At 62.2% G+C, this 17,407-nt stretch carries 11 protein-coding genes; 1 reads left to right on the top strand and 10 read right to left on the bottom strand.

Features of this window, described 5'->3' with window-relative positions; all coding sequences use genetic code 11:
* Positions 1-52: 52 nt before the first annotated feature.
* The 5 genes from R1A29_RS28770 to R1A29_RS28750 form a co-directional block, all read right to left on the bottom strand.
* Positions 53-1,177 carry an autotransporter outer membrane beta-barrel domain-containing protein gene (locus R1A29_RS28770; protein ID WP_438300209.1) on the bottom strand — a complete coding sequence of 375 codons (1,125 nt, stop codon included), beginning with the start codon at positions 1,175-1,177 and terminating at the stop codon, positions 53-55.
* Positions 1,178-1,717: 540 nt separating this feature from the next.
* Entirely contained in the window at positions 1,718-4,675 is a 2,958-nt protein-coding gene (locus R1A29_RS28765; protein ID WP_438300208.1) for an autotransporter outer membrane beta-barrel domain-containing protein, read from the bottom strand.
* A gap of 211 nt (positions 4,676-4,886) precedes the next feature.
* Positions 4,887-5,558 carry a GNAT family N-acetyltransferase gene (locus R1A29_RS28760; RefSeq protein WP_438300207.1) on the bottom strand — a complete coding sequence of 224 codons (672 nt, stop codon included), beginning with the start codon at positions 5,556-5,558 and terminating at the stop codon, positions 4,887-4,889.
* 12 nt (positions 5,559-5,570) lie between these two features.
* Positions 5,571-6,017, bottom strand: a complete 447-nt coding sequence (locus R1A29_RS28755) for an N-acetyltransferase family protein (protein ID WP_438300206.1) — start codon at positions 6,015-6,017, stop codon at positions 5,571-5,573.
* Between the two features lie 10 nt (positions 6,018-6,027).
* A complete protein-coding gene (locus R1A29_RS28750; protein ID WP_438300205.1) occupies positions 6,028-6,651 on the bottom strand; it encodes an FMN-binding negative transcriptional regulator in 624 nt (207 codons plus the stop codon).
* A 92-nt stretch (positions 6,652-6,743) separates the two neighbouring features.
* On the opposite strand from R1A29_RS28750, the gene R1A29_RS28745 reads away from it, so the two are divergent.
* The gene (locus R1A29_RS28745) at positions 6,744-8,297 is read left to right on the top strand and encodes a PLP-dependent aminotransferase family protein (protein ID WP_438300204.1); all 1,554 of its coding nucleotides are present in this window, start codon (positions 6,744-6,746) and stop codon (positions 8,295-8,297) included.
* A gap of 36 nt (positions 8,298-8,333) precedes the next feature.
* On the opposite strand, the gene R1A29_RS28740 is transcribed toward R1A29_RS28745, so the two are convergent.
* From R1A29_RS28740 to R1A29_RS28720, 5 genes are all read right to left on the bottom strand, one after another.
* On the bottom strand, positions 8,334-12,872 hold the full coding sequence (locus R1A29_RS28740) for a dermonecrotic toxin domain-containing protein (RefSeq protein ID WP_438300203.1): 4,539 nt from the start codon (positions 12,870-12,872) through the stop codon (positions 8,334-8,336).
* Positions 12,873-13,013: 141 nt separating this feature from the next.
* Positions 13,014-14,114 (bottom strand): polyamine ABC transporter substrate-binding protein, encoded by a 1,101-nt coding sequence (locus R1A29_RS28735; RefSeq protein ID WP_085708803.1) that lies wholly within the window; start codon positions 14,112-14,114, stop codon positions 13,014-13,016.
* Positions 14,111-15,136, bottom strand: coding sequence for a histone deacetylase family protein (locus tag R1A29_RS28730; protein WP_115079742.1), 1,026 nt, complete (start codon positions 15,134-15,136; stop codon positions 14,111-14,113). The genes R1A29_RS28735 and R1A29_RS28730 overlap by 4 nt, the downstream gene beginning before the upstream one ends.
* 132 nt (positions 15,137-15,268) lie before the next feature.
* A complete protein-coding gene (locus R1A29_RS28725; protein WP_085708805.1) occupies positions 15,269-16,267 on the bottom strand; it encodes an AraC family transcriptional regulator in 999 nt (332 codons plus the stop codon).
* Between the two features lie 87 nt (positions 16,268-16,354).
* Complete coding sequence (locus R1A29_RS28720) at positions 16,355-17,359, bottom strand: asparaginase (RefSeq protein WP_438300202.1); 1,005 nt, start codon at positions 17,357-17,359, stop codon at positions 16,355-16,357.
* Between the last annotated feature and the right edge of the window lie 48 nt (positions 17,360-17,407).

Below are 17,407 nucleotides of genomic sequence, written 5' to 3'. Positions count from 1 at the left end.
TTTTTTTGCTTTCAAAGTGCTGCCGCAACATGCGGCAGCAACCCGTCCGGACTCAGAACGCCATTCGCCACTGACCCGATACGCCATGGTTGCGGCTGTCCGAGCCGATCTCCCCGGCCAGACCGACACCCAATGTGTGGCTGTTCGAGATAGCCAGATCCAGCCCAGTGTCGAGTTTCAGGCTGTTTCGATCCAGTTCGGCGCCGTAAACGGTGTAGTCGTGGCCGCCCTTGGCCAGCCGTTGGCGGGTGCTGGTGTAGGTTTCGCCAGAGACATGTTTCAAGGCAACACTGAATCGTGGGGTGAGGCGCATGCCGTTATCCAGCGTGCTGACTTTCGCCATGCGCAGGCCGACAGTGGTGTTGAAGTTGCCCTGGGATTGAGCATGAACCTTGAGCGCTGCATCCCCGCCTTTCTCGGTGTAGCCGTCACGCTGGTAGCGCTCGTAGCCTATTCCGACAAATGGCTCGATGCTGACCTTGCCCTGGCCCAGGTTGTACCCCGATTCGATGAACGCTTGCTGGGTGCTGGCGTGGTAGCTGCCCTTGAGGCGGTCATGGAAGCGACCGAACGCGACTTCGCGGCGGGTACTGCCTTCATGGTTGCTCCAGGCTGCGCCTAACCGAAGTGACAGCGGGCCGGTCTGGCGCAAGGCGTAGGCGCCGATGTGCCAACTGTCGAGATCGCCGTCCAGCTCCTTGCTGTCCATGCGTGTGTCGGAGGTGCCGCCCATCAAGCCAAGTCGCCATTCTTCGTCGAGACGCCAGTCCGCACCGAGTAGCAATCCCTTGGTGGAGTGCTGCATGGGTTCCACATCGCGATCCAGTTTGCCGCCATGGCCGAGGGCTTGCAGCCAGACCCTGCCGCTGTCTGCGTTTCCGGCCGCATGACGTGGAGCGTTTCCCTGAGCATCATGGGTGTCATCGAGTTGATGCATGGCCGACAGCAGGCTGGCGCCGACCGGCGTGACACTGCTCAAGGTTGCCTTGGCGAGGTTGGCGTTACTGCCGCCGGCGAGTTGATCGTAGGCGAGGGCGGCGGTGGTTTCGTCGGCAGCGAGCACGGCTTCAATGGCTGCATTGCCGGCGGATGGAGAGGCATTCGTTGACGGTGGCTCAATCACTTGGGTTTGTTGAGCTGCGGGCGTTTCGGCCAGAACCGGTTCCGGTAAGGACATTGGTTTTTCGATGCTTTCTTCGAGCGCGCGGCCGCTCTCTGTCGTGGCGGCTGTCTTGGGTTGAATGTCATCGGGTGTGTGAGCAGGTTCTGCCGGGGCTTCAGTAATGACGAGGTCTGTTTCCGGTGTCGGAGCGCTCCTTTCCTCACGTGGTATTTCCTCAGTGAGAGTGAGCGGAGCAGGTTTCTCCCTGGGTTTGCGCGGATTCTTGGGTTTCACATCTTTCACAACGGGTGCCTCGGGCTCCGACTGTTCCGCCAGTGAAAACCCTGCGTAACCGACTGCCAGCGCAACCGCCAGAACGAGATGTTGGAGCTTGTATTTGCATTGAATGGGCATTCAGTTCGGCCTCTTGAAGGGTGAGGCCAAACTGTAAAAGTCGATGCCTGTGCACCGATGCCGGGCAATTCCGAACCGGGCGCAGGTGATGCCGCCTGCTTTTGTAGCTCGATCAATGGCGAGTCATGAACCCGCCACGATTACTCAATCGATCAGACGCCTTTGCCTACAACACCCGCTGAAGTATCGATTGGCGAAACCTCAGAAACTCATCTGCCACTGCCCGATCAGCCCGTGATTGCGACTGTTGTTGCCAATCTCGCCGCTGTAACCCAGCCCCAGGGTGTGCCGCGCCGAAACACCCAGATCCAGGCCGGCTTCCAGCACCAGGCTGTCGCGATCCAGCGAGCTGCCATCGACGCTGAACGCCGTGCCGCCGACCACAAACGCCTGACGGGTCGAGCTGCTGACATCGCCATACGTGTGTTTCCAGCCGGCTGCCATGCGCGGGGTCAGGCTCATGCCGTTTTCCAGCGCGTTCAGGTGCGCCAGGCGCAGACCGACGGTGCTGCTGAAGTTGTCCTGGGTCTGGCTGTCGACCTGCAAGGCCGCCGCGCCACCCTTTTCCTGATAGCGGTCGCGGTGATAACGCTGGTAACCGAGGCTGGCGTAAGGTTCGGCGCTTAAACGGCCGCTGCCCATGGCGTAGCCGAGTTCGGCAAAGGCCTGCTGGCTGTTGGCGTCGTAGTCGCCTTTGGGGCGGTCACTGAAACCGTTGAACGCGACCGTGCGTTTGCTCTCGCCTTGATGACCGCTGTAAGCCGCGCCCAGGCGCAGGGCGATCGGGCCGTTCTGGTGTTGGGCGTAGACCCCGGCATGCCAGCTCTCGACATTGCCATCGACACCGGTGGCGTCCAGATCGGTCTTCGAATAACCGCCAAGCACGCCCAGTCGCCATTGTGGATTCAGCGCCCAATCGGCACCGAGCACGCTGCCCTTGGTGCGCTGTTCCAGACTGCTGTTGCCGTGTTCGCCATCGAGCTTGCCGTAGCCGCCGATGGCTTGCAGCCAGAGTCGGCCTTGAGCGTTTGGATCATTCAGGTTTCGCGCTTCGGAGGGTACGCCGTTGGCGGCGAGGATCGGTGTGTCACGCTGATCGAGGCCGACCATCAGACCGGGACTGCCGCCCATCTGCTGCATCGCCGAGAGCATGCTGCTGCCGACCTGGCTGCTGGCACCGAGGGTGGCGCTGGTCAGGTTGGCGTTGCTGGCGCCGGCCAGTTGCTCGATGGCTGCGCCTGCACTGCTTTGAGTGGTGTTGAGCAAGGCGTTGTACAGCGCGTTGTTCTTGCCCATCGAGGCCAGGCTGTTGGCGGCGTTGCTGCCGTTGCCGGTGACGGCGAAATCATTGAACGCCACGTCATTGCGGGTGTAGGTCAGATCGACCTGAGTCGGCGTGTAAGCCAGGGTCGGGGTGAGAAAGGCGTAGTCGCTGGTGACCGCGCCGAACGTGCCGTTGACCCGTGCAGCCTGCAGCACCGTGTAGTGGCTCTGCCACGGATACGTGCCGCTGCCGGGATTGACCGCCAGCGTTGCGCCATTGAGGTTGGCCGTGCCGCCGACTTGCACGGGAGCGCTGCTGCCGTCGGCGTTGACACCGTAGGCGAGGGTGGCTGCGCTGCCCATGTTCAAGTCGTGCACGATGGTTGCGGTGCCGAGGCGGGTGTCGGTGCGTAAAGTGCCGTTGACGTTGAGGTTGCCCACCGACCCACCGCCGGCATACACGCCGCCGGCGTCCACGGTCAGATTGCCGGTGATACCGCCCTGGTTGATCAGGGTCGCGCCGTTGCGCACGGCACCGCCGTCGCTGAAATCGCCGCTGCCGGTGAGCGTCCAGGCGCCTTGCTTGACCTCCAGCCATTCGAAATTGCGGCTGTTACCGAAGCTGCCGCCCGCCGCGTCATCCATCACCACCCGGTCATAACCGCTGCCGCCATCGACCACGCCGATAAACCGGCTGCCGCTGCGCAGGGTCAGGCTGTCGTTGCCGCCGCCCAGATCCAGCGCCAGGCCGTTGCTGCCGCTGATGGTGCCGCCGTTGATCACGTTGTCGGCGAACTCGCCGACGAACTTCACGCCAAAACCGTCGAGCCCTTGAATGGTGCCGTAGTTCTCCAGTGTGGTGGCCGCCAGCCCCGAACCGCCGCTGCCGTCGTCCACCAGAATCGCGCTGTTGGCGCCGCTGATCAGCGCGCCTTTGGCGTTGAGGATGTAACCGCCGCCCAAGGCAATGCCTTCACTGCCGTTGGCGAAACCGCCCTTGTCCACGCCGCCCGCGCCGACGCCCTGAATGGTGCCGTAGTTTTCGATGTGGGCGATTTTGTCGATGTCCACGCCGTCACCGTCGCCGTTGGGCTGCAACCCGGAATACGCGCCGGTGATGGTGCCGTGGTTGATCACCGTGCCGTCGCCATCGGAGCCGAAACCGGAGCCGTTGCGCCCGGTGATCTGTCCGTAGTTCACCAGCGTCGCCCCGAGGTCGGTGGTGATGCCGTGGCGTCCGCCGGAAATCACGCCGTAGTTGGTCACGCTGACGCCGGTTGCACTGTCGATATCGATGCCGTCGAACTTCTGGTCGGCGTTGTGCGAGTCACCGGTTGAGATCTCGCCATAGTTGCTGATGGTCGCGTTGGCGCCGGTCTTCATGCCGTCGCTGGCGTCGCCGCGAATCAGCCCGCCCGCGCGGTTGATGATGGTGGTTTTGACTCCGTCGCTGCGCAACGCATCCAGATCCAGCCCTTGGCCTGTGGTCGAGCGAATGGTGCCGCTGTTGTCGATCAACAGGCTACCGCTGACGAAGTTGCTGTCGATGCGAATCGCATCGTTGGAACCAAGAATCTGCCCGCCGCTGCGGTTGTAGATCGCGTAATTGCGTGCCTGGGTCAGGTCGCCGCTGCTGTCGATGGCCCGTCCGCCAGTGGAGATGATCTTGCCGGCGTTATCGATGATCACGCCGACCCCGCTGGTCTTGTCCTTCAGGCTTACAGCCTTGCCGCTGTTGGTGATGCTGCCCGGTGCCGAAATCATCAGGGTGTCGCTGCCGCCCAATGTCTGCGACGCGGTGGTGGCGGTGTCGATCACGACATTCTTGCCGTGGGCGGCACTGGTGGCGATCAACAGGGCGGTGGCGAGCGACAGGCGCTGAGGCGGGAGTGGCATGGGGGGAACGTCCTTTTAGTTATTAGCGAGGGCGTTCTGTATAGCGAAGGGGGTTTACAAAATGATGTCTGGGTTATGTGCATTCTTTTGCAGATATGTCTGCGAGTTGGGTGCTTCATCTGCAATTTGTTGCAGATGAAGCAAAAACAGACAGGAAGCCCCCTCCAACTGTGCAGGCGCTGTCGGGGGCTACCTCTTTGCGTTTACATACTCAACCGCGGCACTCAACCAACCCCTTCACCTGCCCCTCAGCCGTCTGATTCTCGTCGCTCAACCAGCGTTCGAACCCCACCGCAATCGCCGGCCATTCCGAGTCCAGGATCGAGTACCACGCGGTATCGCGGTTCTGGCCTTTCACAACCATGTGCTGGCGGAACACGCCTTCGAAGCTGAAGCCCAGCCGCTCGGCCGCGTATTTGGAGCGGGCGTTGCCGTTGTTGCATTTCCATTCCAGACGACGGTAGCCAAGGGCGAAGGATTCCTTGGCCAGCAGGTAGACCGCTTCGGTGCTTTTCGGCGAGCGCTGCATTGGCGCGCCGAAGGTGACGTGGCCGATTTCGATGCGGCCCTGGGCCGGGACGATCGACATCAGGCTGAGGATGCCTTGCACCTGGCCGCTGGCGCGGTCGATGACGCTGAAGAAATACGGATCGCTGTGGGCGGCGTGGTTGTTCAGCCAGTCATTGAAGGCGCTGCGCTCCGGAAACGGGCCGTAGGGCAAGTAATCCCAGAGTTTCGGGTCGGCACCCGGGCCTTGCAGGGCGTTGAACAGATCGTCGCCATGGCGCGCCGGGTCGAGTTTTTCCAGGCGGATGAAGCGGCCTTCAATCAGGGTGGCGGAGGGCGGCGGTACGCCTTTCCAGTTGGCGAGAGAAATCGTCATGCGCGTGGCTCCTTAAATGGCTTTGCGAAACTGGATGAAACCCGGGCGTTCGGCGATGCGCTCGTAAAGCTGGATCGCCGTGGCATTGGTTTCGTGGGTCAGCCAGTGCACCTTGCAGCAACCGTCGGCCTTGGCGGTGGCATAGACGTGTTCGATCAGCAAGCGGCCGACGCCGGTGCCACGGGTTTGCGGCTCCACCAGCAGGTCTTGCAGGTAGCAGGAGTTCTCGATGCTCCAGTTCGAACGATGGTAGATGAAGTGCACCATGCCCACCGCTTTGTCGTCGGCCCAGGCGAGGGCGGCGTGGGTCGGTTCGTTCGGGTCGAGAAAACGCTGCCAGGTGCTTTGGCTGACGGCCTCCGGCAATTCGGTGTTGTAGAAACGCAGGTAGGCCTGCCACAGCGGCAGCCAGGCCGCGTGATCGGCGGCGCTGACCGGACGGATGTCGATCTGACTCATGGTGATTTCCTTAACGCATCAAGTGAGCGAGGGTTTGATCGTTGATGTCGGGGCTGGCGGCCAGGCCTTCGCGCACACCGGCGATATCTTCGGCGCTGCGGTTCTGGCTGAGCTTGCGCTTGCCTTCGAGGCGGTCGATCGGAATGGCGAACCCGACGATGGCCTTGAGCATGCCGTCGATGTAGTCGGCCGGGGCATCGTCGACCGACCAGGGCTGGGCGCGGCCTGCTTCATGGCGATCGGTAAGGGTGCTGACGATGTCCAGCAGCCGACCGCCATCGCTGAAGGTTTCGGCGTGACCGTAGGCGTGCACGGCGACGTAGTTCCAGGTCGGCACGACTTTGCCGTGCTCGGCCTTGCTCGGGTAGAAGCCCGGGCTGACGTAGGCGTCGGGCCCCGGGAAAATCAGCATGGCCTCGGCACCGTCACGCAGGTCCTTCCACTGCGGATTGGCCTTGGCCAGATGCCCGTACAACGTGCCGTTCGGACCTTGTTCGCGATGCAGCAGCACCGGCACGTGGCTGGCCTGCAAGCCTTGTTCACCGTGAGTCACCAGAATGGCGAGGCGGGTGGCGAGGATCAGTTCGTGCAGTTGGGGCAGGTCTTCGATGGCAAAGGCGCGTGGCGTGTACATGGAGAGATTTTCCTTGGCGAATGCCTGCATCCTAGGCAGGCTATTGGTCTGTTGTAAGAGCCATTGATGACCAATTTCATAGGTCCATTGCCATGCCCGATTCGACTACGCTGTCGCTGCCGTTCAACCCTGCCGGTATCGAACTCGATCGCCGCAAAGGCCTGAGCCGCCAGCTCTATCAGGCCTTGCGCCTGCGGGTGCTCGACGGGCGCCTGGCCAGCGGCACGCGGCTGCCGGCCAGCCGCGATCTGGCGGCAGCGCTGGCGATCTCCCGCAACAGCGTGGTGCGCGCCTACGATCAGCTGTATGCCGAAGGCTTTATCGAAGGGCGGGTCGGGGACGGCACTTATGTGGCGCAGTTGCCACAATCGACGAGACCGGCGAAAAAACTATCCACAAAAGTATCCACAGGCTTTTCAACAGGCTTACCCACAGCCTTATCCACAAAATCAGCCGATTCCACTGGGGATTTATCCAGCAAAGTTATCCACAGTGGTGCGATGCAGCGGCTTGAACAGAACCATTTGCCGACGCCGCCAAGTGGTCCGCCAAGGGCTTTCAGGGTGGGGGTTCCGGCGTTCGACCTGTTCCCGTTCGACGTCTGGGCCAAGCTGAATGCGGCGTTCTGGCGTAAGCCCGACTTGCAGCAACTGTGTTACGGCGACCCGGCGGGCGATGTGCGCCTGCGTGGTCTGATCGCCGCTTATTTGCGCAGTTCGCGCGGCATGCAGTGCTCGGCTGAACAAATTGTGATCACCAGTGGCGCGCAACAGGGAATCAGCCTTTGTGCACAGTTGCTGGTAGAGCCTGGCGCCGGGGTGGGCATCGAGAATCCCGGCTACCGCGCAGCGGGTCATGCCTTCGCGCTGGCCGGCGGGCGATTGCACGGCATTGCTGTGGACGACGAAGGTATCGACTGCGCTGCACTGGCGGCCGCCGAAGATTGTCGGGTGGCGTACGTCACGCCGTCTCATCAGTATCCGACCGGGGTAGTGATGAGCCTGGCCCGGCGCCTGGAATTGCTGGCCTGGGCCGAGCGCACCGGCGGCTGGATCGTCGAGGACGACTACGACGGCGAGTATCGCTACACCGGCGCACCACTGGCTCCGTTGGCTGCGCTCGATCGACAGGGCCGTGTGCTCTACGTCGGCACTTTCGGCAAAGTCGCGTTTCCGGCGTTGCGACTGGGGTATCTGGTGCTCCCGCCGGGACTGGTGGAAGCCTTTGCGCAACGACGCGCGGTGGATGTGCGGCATTCCGAAGTGAGCACTCAGGCGGTGATGGCCGAGTTCATGGCGGCCGGGCATTTCCAGCGGCACATCCGGCGGATGCGTCGGGCAGCCCTGAGCCGGCGCAACACCCTGATCAATGGTTGGCCACAAGGCCTGGCGGGTGTGGGTGAACTGCCGGCCGTGTCCGCCGGACTGCATCTGACGGTGGCGGTCGACAGCGTGGCTCGCGAACAACAACTGATCGAGCAGGCGGCGAGCGTGGAGGTGGAAGTCCACGGCTTGAGCAAATACTGGCTGCGGGAATCGACGACGCCGATGGATCAGCGCGCCGGCCTGGTGCTGGGATTTGCCGCAGTACCGGAGCCGGCGATCGAGTCGGCTCTGGCCCGCTTGCGTCAGGTCTGGCTCGGTTAGTCGCGACAGGTCACAGTCTGTCGCGACCTGTGGACATCAGCTGAAGAACATCGACGAAGCCAGTGCGTGGCTGATCTCACTGCGATAGATGGCGATCAGTTCCTGACTTGAACTGTCGCGCTCGATGGCGCCTCCCAGCCGCCTTTGTGCAACGGTCTTCAAATGCGCGGCGGTGAACGAACCGACGGGATCCGCCGGACTGGCGTAGTGGAAATGGGCGTACCAAAGTACCTCGCGGGTTCTGCGATCGAGCACCTCGTATTCGTCCAGATAGTCTTTTCCGGGCCCTTTGAGTCGACGTCGGGTGGTGACCTTGGTGATGTCCACTTCGCCCTCGCTTTTTAGCCACTCCACCCGTGCGGCCGTGGGAGGTTGTTCCTTGACCATCCGGATGCGGGTTGTGCGGCCTGTCTCATGAAGCGTGCTGACTGCGCTCTCGAGAGCATTGCGCAGGGTGACGGCCGCGTCGTTGCGTTCCTCGCTGCGGTTGCTGGCGAGCAGTGACTGATCGATGTGTTTGATGACCTCCCGCAGACGTCCCGCATGCTGCTGGTAGAGGTCCTGGATTTCGGCCGGAATTCTGGGTGCGCGTCTGATCTGAGCCTGTATGCGTCGGTCAAATTCCGCGAGCCCGTCGAGTAACGACTGGCCGCTGGCAAGACTGTCCGCCAGTTTGGGCGCAGACTTTTCGGGCGCGGGGCGAGCGGTGACTCTGCGCAGCCACACCCCCGGCGTTTTTTCATGGAAAGTGGCAATGATCTTGCCGGTCAAGGGGGCCTTGACGTCAACCAGCCCCGTGTCCCTGCCATCTGCGCCTTTGCGCGGCTCACCGACCAGTGTGCCTTTGAAGCGGGTCTTGATGATTTTTTTCGTGGGCGTCGTTACGGGTCTGGACGGACCTGGCACCGGTTCGATGAGGCGCCGCTCCCGCAGAAGGCGGGTCAGGTGGGTCAGCGTGTCCTGGCCGAATTCGGCCACGCGCGTACGTACATGCTCCAGGCGATCGGCAATGATGTGCTCGGGATACTCGGCAACCAGGTCGATAAAGCGCTGGTCGATGGCGGAAAACTGCTGCGCCAGCATGTCCATGGCCTCGATCCGCTCTCCGAGATTGAGCAGGCTTTCATCGCCGCTCAGATCCAGAGCGCTGCGGATGTTGAGGCTGGCGTCGTCTATCAGGCGATCGACTGCCATCTGTGCATCCAGGCTCGGGACGGGCTCTTCTTTCAGGCACAGGTGTTCCGCCAGCGTGATCTGCAACAGTTTGAGATCACTGAGCGTGAAGATCGGCAGTTTGGCCTTGTAGACACGGGTGACCTCACAGGCTTCCCTGCCCAGCAGGCTGAGCTCCTGGAAGCGCGAGTTGGCGAGCTCGATTTTTTCGATCATGCCCTGAGTCATGTCGGTCATGCGGGTAAAGGATGCCGAGCGTTCAGGGCCCGGTGTGGGTGATTCTTCGTCCAGCAGCGTCAGCGTGGTGCGCAAGCCGTCGCGAAAATCCCGGGTGTGCTCGTCGAGCCACGACTGCATCAGAAACAACTGCAACGACAGACGCTCGACCATCGCGGAGCGGTAGTTGGGAACCGGTTCCAGCGCATTCAGGGCCTTGAGATCCTGGGAATGGGCGGCGTATGCCCGGATCTGGGTATCCAGGGTGTCGAGAAAGTGCTGGCGTGCCGCCGCAGCTGCCTGCGGTGTGGCGCCCAGCATCGCCTTGCGTACGCTGATCAATTCTTGCTGTTTGTCCTCCAGAGTGGCTTCGAAGGCGGCCAGCGCGGCTTTTTTCTGGTTCAGTCGTTGCTTGTTCTCCTGTTGCATTTTTTTCCGCCGGCTGCCCAGTCCGCCTCCCCGCAGACGCAATCGCAGGTCGATGAACCACTGGCCCTGTGCGTTGTGGGTCAGCAATGGCCCTGTGCGAATGAGCTGTTGGCGCGAGTCGATGATCTGTATCTGATCATCGTCGTTGATGGACACCTCGAACCAGCGCTCACCCACAGGCGCATACCACTTCTGTCCATGGCTGTAGAGGTGTTGGTGCGGGCCTGCGCTCGCGGGCCCGGTGAGCGTCGCCGGCTTCTCGATCTTCAGGGTATCGAGGAGCATGCCGAGGGTCGGCTTTGACCGACTCAGGGCGCCTACGGTGACCAGTGAGGTTTCATGGGTGGATGGAAAAGTCGCTCCACCAATGTCCGCAAGGCGCGAGACTTCGGGCTTGAGCAGCTCGGGTTTCATTTCTGGCGCGATGACCGTGCGCTGTCGGGTCTGTCGGTTGGAGGCGGCCCGGTGGGCGAGGATCATGCCCAGCGTAAGCAACACATCGGTCAGGGCCGACCACTCGACGGTCCCCGGTGTTTCGTTTTGCGCATCGATCAGGGATTGCAGGTCATCCATGATTTGCCAGACCCACGCGGCGCTACCGATACTGCGGCCCAGGAATGGCAAGGCTGCGTTGAACAGCATCCAGCCACCGTGCCTGAGCGTTGCCCAGCGTGCTTCGGCATTGGACACGGACTGGCGGTCGGCCTGGGCGACAAAGGCTTGAGCATTGGCATTGAACAGCGCCATCGCCACATCCGCTTCGAGGGCATTGTCGTGTGCCAGTGAGACCGGCCCGGTCATGTCCAGTGCGACGGTTGGGTCGACCAGCAATTGCGGGAGGGTCCACACCGACATCAGCGCACCCGGGAACACGTACTGGGAATAATTGAAGCGTACGTTGTCGGGCAGCCACGCCAATACCGATTGCCGGAGCGTCCGCGAGTGCTGGATCGCATACAACAGATTGGTCTGGCCCGGATACTGGATCAGCGGCGGGTCGAGCAGCGGTCGATAGAGCAGGCACGACCCCTTTTCGGCTTCCTCCGGACCGATGATGAACATGTTGGCCACGGTATCGGTGCTGCCGTTTGTGCGATGGGCCCGAAACGCCAGCGGACGGACCACGATCCTTTGCCCGTTCACCAGCCGGTCACCGGGGGCCGTGGCGAGGGCTGCGACGACATAGCGATAACCTTGTTCATCCAGGCCTCTTTCGCCACGGATTTTGCATTGCAGCGCCAGCAACGCCAGCTCGATCGGTAACTGATCGGTGTACAGCTTGCGCAGGGCAGGTGCCTCGACCGGATCTTCGATCAACCGGCGCTTGAGCATGGCGGGGTAGACATTGCCGATGTCCACCGTGGTCACCAGGGTTTCCAGGTACTGCGGGGTCATCCAGTCCGGAGTCGGCGAGCCGTCCACATGGCGAACGGTTTTGATGCCCATCGGCAAACCGGCCAGGTTTTGCAGCGCCAGTTCGATGAGCGTCAGCGTCAGGGTTTCTGTCTGTCCCGGCACGACGAACGTACCCCACACGACCAGGCTGGTGATGGTGAGCTCGATGTTCTCGACCCGGATGTCGGATACCGCCGGGTGATCCTTGCGAATCTGCGCGACCAGTAGCGCCACGGTGTAGGCGTGGAGCGTGGGAATCTCGTGTTGAAAGGATTTGCCGCGGGTGCGGTTCTGCAGGATCGCCAGATCCAGCAGGTGCCGGCTGAAGCAGGTCTGGTCGGCGGTGGAAGCGCTGTCCAGCCAGTCTGGCAGCAGCGGCCGCAGTTGTTCGTAGTCAGACGCTGTGCGTTTGTTTGCTGTCAGGCTTTCGCCGACGGGGAGGACTGAGGTATCGCTTGCGTGCAGTGACTGGCCGAATGCGCCGATGACGTCCGCATCCAGTGCCAGCAGTGTGCAGGCCTGATGATCGAAGAAGTTGCCATCGGGTTCGAACAGTCGCCACTTCAGGCGGCTCGCGCGGGTCAACGGAGTCAGCAGCGTAGTCATTGCATTGCCAAGGGCATCGAATGAGGCGAAATGGCGAAACCCCTGGGTGACGGAACAGGTGGTGATGATCGTGCGCTGACCCGAAGTGCCCGTCAGAACAGCGATCGGCAATACAGTCACATGACGGTCTTCAGTGTTGTCATTGCGGTCGATATCAATCAGACACATGCGTGTCTTGTAAGGGTCGTTGTGCAGCCGCTGTCGCTTGTCGGGAAACCGGTACACCGCTCTGGCCATGGCCAGTCGTTCGGCGTCCCATCCTTGTGTATCGACGACGTTCCACTGCTCCCGCAAGGCATCCGACAACTGATACCAGCGTGGCTCATGCGTTGCGGTGGCGGTGTTCCAGTAGGCGAGTTGCTGCTCCTGGTACGCCACGAACAGCAGTGCTGCGAGTTCGTTGACTAGGCGGCCCACTGCTTCGATCTTCACCGGTAGATGAATGATCGGTTCGCTCCCAGGTTGGCGCGTCAGAAAGTGCTCGCCATCAAGCCAGGTCACCGTGGTGCCATGGACGCCCAGGCGCACCAGGACGTCGGTGAGTGATTCAAACTGTTCGGGTCCGGCGACGACGTAATCCTCTTCGATGCTCCAGGTGGGGGTCACCACGATTGCCAGTTGCGGGTCGATGTCGAGATCCGGGTACAGGACCTTCAGCGCCGGGCGCAAGGCATTCGATGCGGCGTCCCTGAGTGACGGTCCGGACAGCAGCCGGGTTTGCAGATCGGCGATGTCGGGGCGGTGAGTTTCAGGCATGTCCGTGTCCTTGTTTGTCGGTAGCGGCGCTCTCCTGCAACGCCGGGATCGGGACACGTTAAAGGCTTGTCGGGGACAGGGTGCGGTACATGGATACCGCAAAAAAAGACCCGCGAAGGCGGGTCTTTTCAGTGGCTGGCGTCAGGTGCCGGACTTGATCTTGGTCCACGCCCGGGTGCGTGCCCGCTCCGCATCGCGCGGCAGCGGTTGCAGGGTGTACAGCGTATTCATCGCCGCATCGGTCGGGTACAGATTCGGGTTATTGCGGATCGCCGGATCAACCTGCGCGGTGGCGTCCTTGTTCGGGTTCGGATAGCCGACAAAATCGCTGACCGGCGCAATCACCTGCGGTTGCAGCAGGTAGTTGATGAAGGTGTAGGCGTCCTGCGGGTTCTTCGCGCCTTTCGGGATGGCGAGCATGTCGAACCAGATCGGCGCCCCTTCCTTGGGCAGGCGCATGTCGACCACCACACCGTTCTTCGCCTCTTTTGCACGGTTGGCGGCTTGCGAGAAGCTGCCGGAATAACCGACCGCGACGCAGATGTCACCGTTGGCGATATCGGCCATGTACTTGGACGAATGGAAGTAGGTCACGTACGGACGTATTTTCATCAACAGCGCTTCAGCCTTGGCGTAGTCCGCCGGGTTCTTGCTGTTGGGATCCAGGCCGAGGTGTTGCAGGGCCAGCGGCAGGATCTCCGACGGCGAGTCGAGCAGGGCGACGCCGCACTGCTTGAGCTTGCTGATGTTCTCTTCCTTGAAGATCAGGTCCCAGCTGTCCACCGGTGCGTTGTCACCCAGCGCCGCCTTGACCTTGGCCGGGTTGAAGCCGATCAGGATGGTGCCGTACATGTACGGCACGGCGAACTTGTTGCCCGGATCGTTGGCTTCGATCAGCTTCATCAGTTTCGGGTCGAGGTGATTCCAGTTCGGCAACTGGCTGCGATCCAGCGGCTGGAACACTCCGGCCTCGATCTGCTTGGCGAGGAACACGTTGGACGGCACCACCACGTCATAGCCGGAGTTGCCGGTCAGCAGCTTGGCTTCCAGCGCTTCGTTGGTATCGAAGATGTCGTAGACCAGTTTGGTCTGGCTGTTCTGCGCCTTGAAATCTTCCAGGGCCTTGGGGGTGATGTAGTCGAACCAGTTGTAGACGCGAAGGGTGCGTTCTTCGGCGTGTGCGGCGCCGCTCAGCAGCGCTGCGCACAGCGCGGGAGCGATGAAGTGCTTGAGACTTTTCATGATTCGAAACCTTCCAGCACGTTCACCGCGTTGATGCCGATTTCCTCCACCGCGTAACCACCTTCCATGACGAACAGGGTCGGTTTGCCGAGGGCGGCGATGCGTTTGCCCATGGCCAGGTAGTCCGGGCTGTCGAGTTTGAACTGCGAGATCGGATCGTCCTTGAAGGTGTCGACGCCCAGCGACACGACGATGATGTCGGCGCCGTAGTTTTCGATCTCCGCGCAGGCCTGGTCCAGCGCCGCGCTCCAGACATCCCAGCCGGAACCGGCCGGCAGCGGATAGTTGAAGTTGAAGCCTTCGCCGGCCCCTTCGCCGCGCTCGTCTTCGTAGCCGAGGAAGAACGGAAATTCCGCTTCCGGGTGGCCGTGGATCGAGGTGAACAGCACATCGCTGCGCTCATAGAAAATCGATTGGGTGCCGTTGCCGTGGTGATAGTCGACGTCGAGGATCGCGACCTTTTTGTGGCCCTGATCGAGGAACGCTTGCGCTGCGATGGCGGCGTTGTTGAGGTAGCAATAACCGCCCATCAAATCGCCGGCGGCGTGGTGTCCCGGTGGACGGCACAGGGCGAAAGCCCCACGGGCGCCGCGCTGGATTTCCGCTTGGGCGGTCAACGCCACTTGGGCTGCGCTGTAGGCGGCTTGCCAGGTGCCGGCAGTGATCGGTGCGCCGCCGTCGAAGCTGTAGTAACCGAGCTGGCCGTGCAGGCTGGTGGGTTTGACCTGACGCAAGGTGCGCGCCGGCCAGGTGTAAGGCAGCAAGTCGCCGTCGGTGTTGAATTCGGTCCAGCGCGCCCAGGCGCCTTTGAAGAAGTCGAGGTAGTCGCGGCTGTGGATGCGCTCGATCGGCCCGAGGCCGAAATCCTTCGGCGCCTCGACCGGGCCGAGGTTTTGATTTTTTACCCGTTGCAGCACGTGGTCGGCGCGAGACGGCATCTCGAAGCAAGGCTTGAGTTGGCCGTCGATCAATTCGCAGCGGCCATGGTGCAGGTGGTGATCGTCAGAGTAGATCGTCAGCATTTGTTGTTCTCCGCAGGGGCTGATTCGGTTGGCTCCAGTGTTGCGGCGCGGGGCGAATCGGAGAACGGCCAGAGAGGCCAAAAGGGGATCGATGTGGCCAAAAATACTGACCTGATATCGCCCCTCGACGGTTTAACCGTGTGGGCGGAACTGACTCGGTGCCACGCCGCTCCAGCGCACGAACGCATGGCGGAAGCTCGCGGTCTCGCTGAATCCCAGGGTCTCGGCGATGCGGTAGATCGGCAGTTGATCTTCGCAAAGCATCTGCTTGGCCCGCTCGAAGCGCAGCTCGTCGAGCAGTTCCTGATAGCTGCAACCCATGTCCTTCAGATGTCGGCGGAGGGTGCGCGGCGAGCAGTTCATCTGCTGCGCCAGACCTTCCAGCCCCGGCGCGGCGTTGAGTTGTGCGGTCAGCAACTGACGGATGCGCCCCAGCCACGCCTGGCGGCCGGTGAACTCGGTGTTCTGTTTGCGGCAGCGCTCGGCCATGGCCTGATGGGTAATGATGTCGGCCAGCGGCAGCGGCTGGTCGAGCCAGCGTCGGTCGAAGGCGAAGGCGTTGTCCTTGGCGCCGAAGTGCAGGGGCGCCTTGAAGTGTTCGGCGTAGCTGTCGCGGTAATCCGGTGCGGCGTGTTCGAAGCGGGCGGCCAGCAGAGGAAGCGGATGACCGAGCAGGTCGTCGCAGATGACTTTCAGCGATACCAGACAGAACTCGGCATTGAACACTGCCATCGACGGACTTTCGCGGTAATCGGCGGCAACGAACCAGACACGCTCGCCGTCGTCTTCCAGGCTCAGCTCGAAAAGTGTTCCCAGCAGCGCCGGATAACGGATCGCCAGCCGCAAAGCGTCACCGAAGGTGGCACAGGTCAGCAGCGCGTAACCGAGGATGCCGTAGCAGGAAACATGCATGCGCCGGCCCAGTTCCAGGCCAATGTCATGCTTGAGCGCGACGGCGTTGGCACAGACCTGCATCTCCTGATTGGTGGTGATGCGGGTGTCGGCCCGGCTCAGATCCGCCGCGCTGATGCCACTGCCGGCCAACAGTGCTTCGCTGGAGAGGCCTTCGGTCTTGAACGTGTTGAGGATCAACGAGACCGCATTGAGTGTGGTGAGGTGGGAGTGGAGCATGGGATCTTCCAGCCTTGGGATGCTGGAAAGGGCAGCAAGTTGCATGCCGGGCCGAGGGAGCGGCGAAGCTCCCACGGCCGGCTGTGATCAGCTGAGCTCGCCGCACAGATCGAGTTCGACCAGACGCCGGACTTCAGCCGTCTCAAGGCCTGCGCCGAGTAAAGCATTCAACTTGCCGAACGCCGCCTCACGGGTCATGCCGCCACCGGACAACACACCAACGCCACGCAAGCGGCTGCCCGCTTCGTAGATATCCAGTTCCACACCGCCTTCATGGCACTGCGTGACTGCAACCACCACCACACCCTTATCCCGCGCACGGCCGAGGCTGGCGAGGAACTCAGGATTGTCGCTCGGCCCGGTGCCGCTGCCGTAGCACTCCAGCACCAGACCCTGAATGCCGCTGTCGAGCAGGCCGTCGATGATCTCGGCGCCGATGCCCGGGAACAACGGCAGCACGGCAACCCTGGCCAGTTGCTTCGGCTGGTTGTAGCTCAGCGCTGTTGGCAGGGAAGTGGCTTTCACACCGCCGCCCTGACGCTCCAGGCGCTTGAACGGGTGACGGCCGAAGCTGCGCACTTTCGCGCAACGGGTCGGCGCCAGCAGCTCGCCGTGGAAATACAGATGCACGCCCGGCGCCAGGCCGTGGCCGAGGGCGACCAGTGCGCCACTGAGGTTTTCCCAGGCGTCGCTGTCGGTGACGCCGGCCGGCAGCATCGAGCCGGTGAAGCACACGCGGGCATGCAGGCCGAGCAACTGGAAGCTCATGGCGGCGGCGCTGTAGGCCAGGGTGTCGGTGCCGTGGAGGATCAGCACGCTGTCGCAGCCTTGCACATCGACGGCGTCGACGACGGCTTCGCGCAGTTGCTGCCAGTAGGCCGGGGTCATGTTGGCGCTGTCGATCAGCGGCGACATCTCGCGAAAGCGCCACTGCGGTACGACCAGTTCAGGCTGACTGTGCAGGTAGTCGCGCATCCGCGCTTCGAAACCGGAGGCCGGGGCCAGACCGTTGGCGCTGGCCTGCATGCCGATGGTGCCACCGGTGTACAGCACCATGACGTGCTGTGCGGCAGGGTAAGTCGAGGAATTCATGGGGAGTTCTCCTGAACGAAGACAGCAGGCGGTCGAGCATGACGCTGA

Origin of the sequence: Pseudomonas sp. NMS19W, from assembly GCF_051554255.1 — a bacterium.
In the GTDB taxonomy this organism is placed as follows: domain Bacteria; phylum Pseudomonadota; class Gammaproteobacteria; order Pseudomonadales; family Pseudomonadaceae; genus Aquipseudomonas; species Aquipseudomonas kribbensis.
Note: the sequence above shows the minus strand (reverse complement) of the source record. Positions and strands in the feature narration are given on the sequence as shown.

What these genes read in the sequence shown, in the direction of transcription:
- R1A29_RS28750 (WP_438300205.1), bottom strand. Translation starts at nt 6,651, where the DNA reads ATGTACACGCCACGCGCCTTTGCCATCGAAGACCTGCCCCAACTGCAC.
- R1A29_RS28740 (WP_438300203.1), bottom strand. Translation starts at nt 12,872, where the DNA reads ATGCCTGAAACTCACCGCCCCGACATCGCCGATCTGCAAACCCGGCTG.
- R1A29_RS28760 (WP_438300207.1), bottom strand. Translation starts at nt 5,558, where the DNA reads ATGACGATTTCTCTCGCCAACTGGAAAGGCGTACCGCCGCCCTCCGCC.
- R1A29_RS28765 (WP_438300208.1), bottom strand. Translation starts at nt 4,675, where the DNA reads ATGCCACTCCCGCCTCAGCGCCTGTCGCTCGCCACCGCCCTGTTGATC.
- R1A29_RS28730 (WP_115079742.1), bottom strand. Translation starts at nt 15,136, where the DNA reads ATGCTGACGATCTACTCTGACGATCACCACCTGCACCATGGCCGCTGC.
- R1A29_RS28755 (WP_438300206.1), bottom strand. Translation starts at nt 6,017, where the DNA reads ATGAGTCAGATCGACATCCGTCCGGTCAGCGCCGCCGATCACGCGGCC.
- R1A29_RS28770 (WP_438300209.1), bottom strand. Translation starts at nt 1,177, where the DNA reads ATGTCCTTACCGGAACCGGTTCTGGCCGAAACGCCCGCAGCTCAACAA.
- R1A29_RS28735 (WP_085708803.1), bottom strand. Translation starts at nt 14,114, where the DNA reads ATGAAAAGTCTCAAGCACTTCATCGCTCCCGCGCTGTGCGCAGCGCTG.
- R1A29_RS28720 (WP_438300202.1), bottom strand. Translation starts at nt 17,359, where the DNA reads ATGAATTCCTCGACTTACCCTGCCGCACAGCACGTCATGGTGCTGTAC.
- R1A29_RS28745 (WP_438300204.1), top strand. Translation starts at nt 6,744, where the DNA reads ATGCCCGATTCGACTACGCTGTCGCTGCCGTTCAACCCTGCCGGTATC.
- R1A29_RS28725 (WP_085708805.1), bottom strand. Translation starts at nt 16,267, where the DNA reads ATGCTCCACTCCCACCTCACCACACTCAATGCGGTCTCGTTGATCCTC.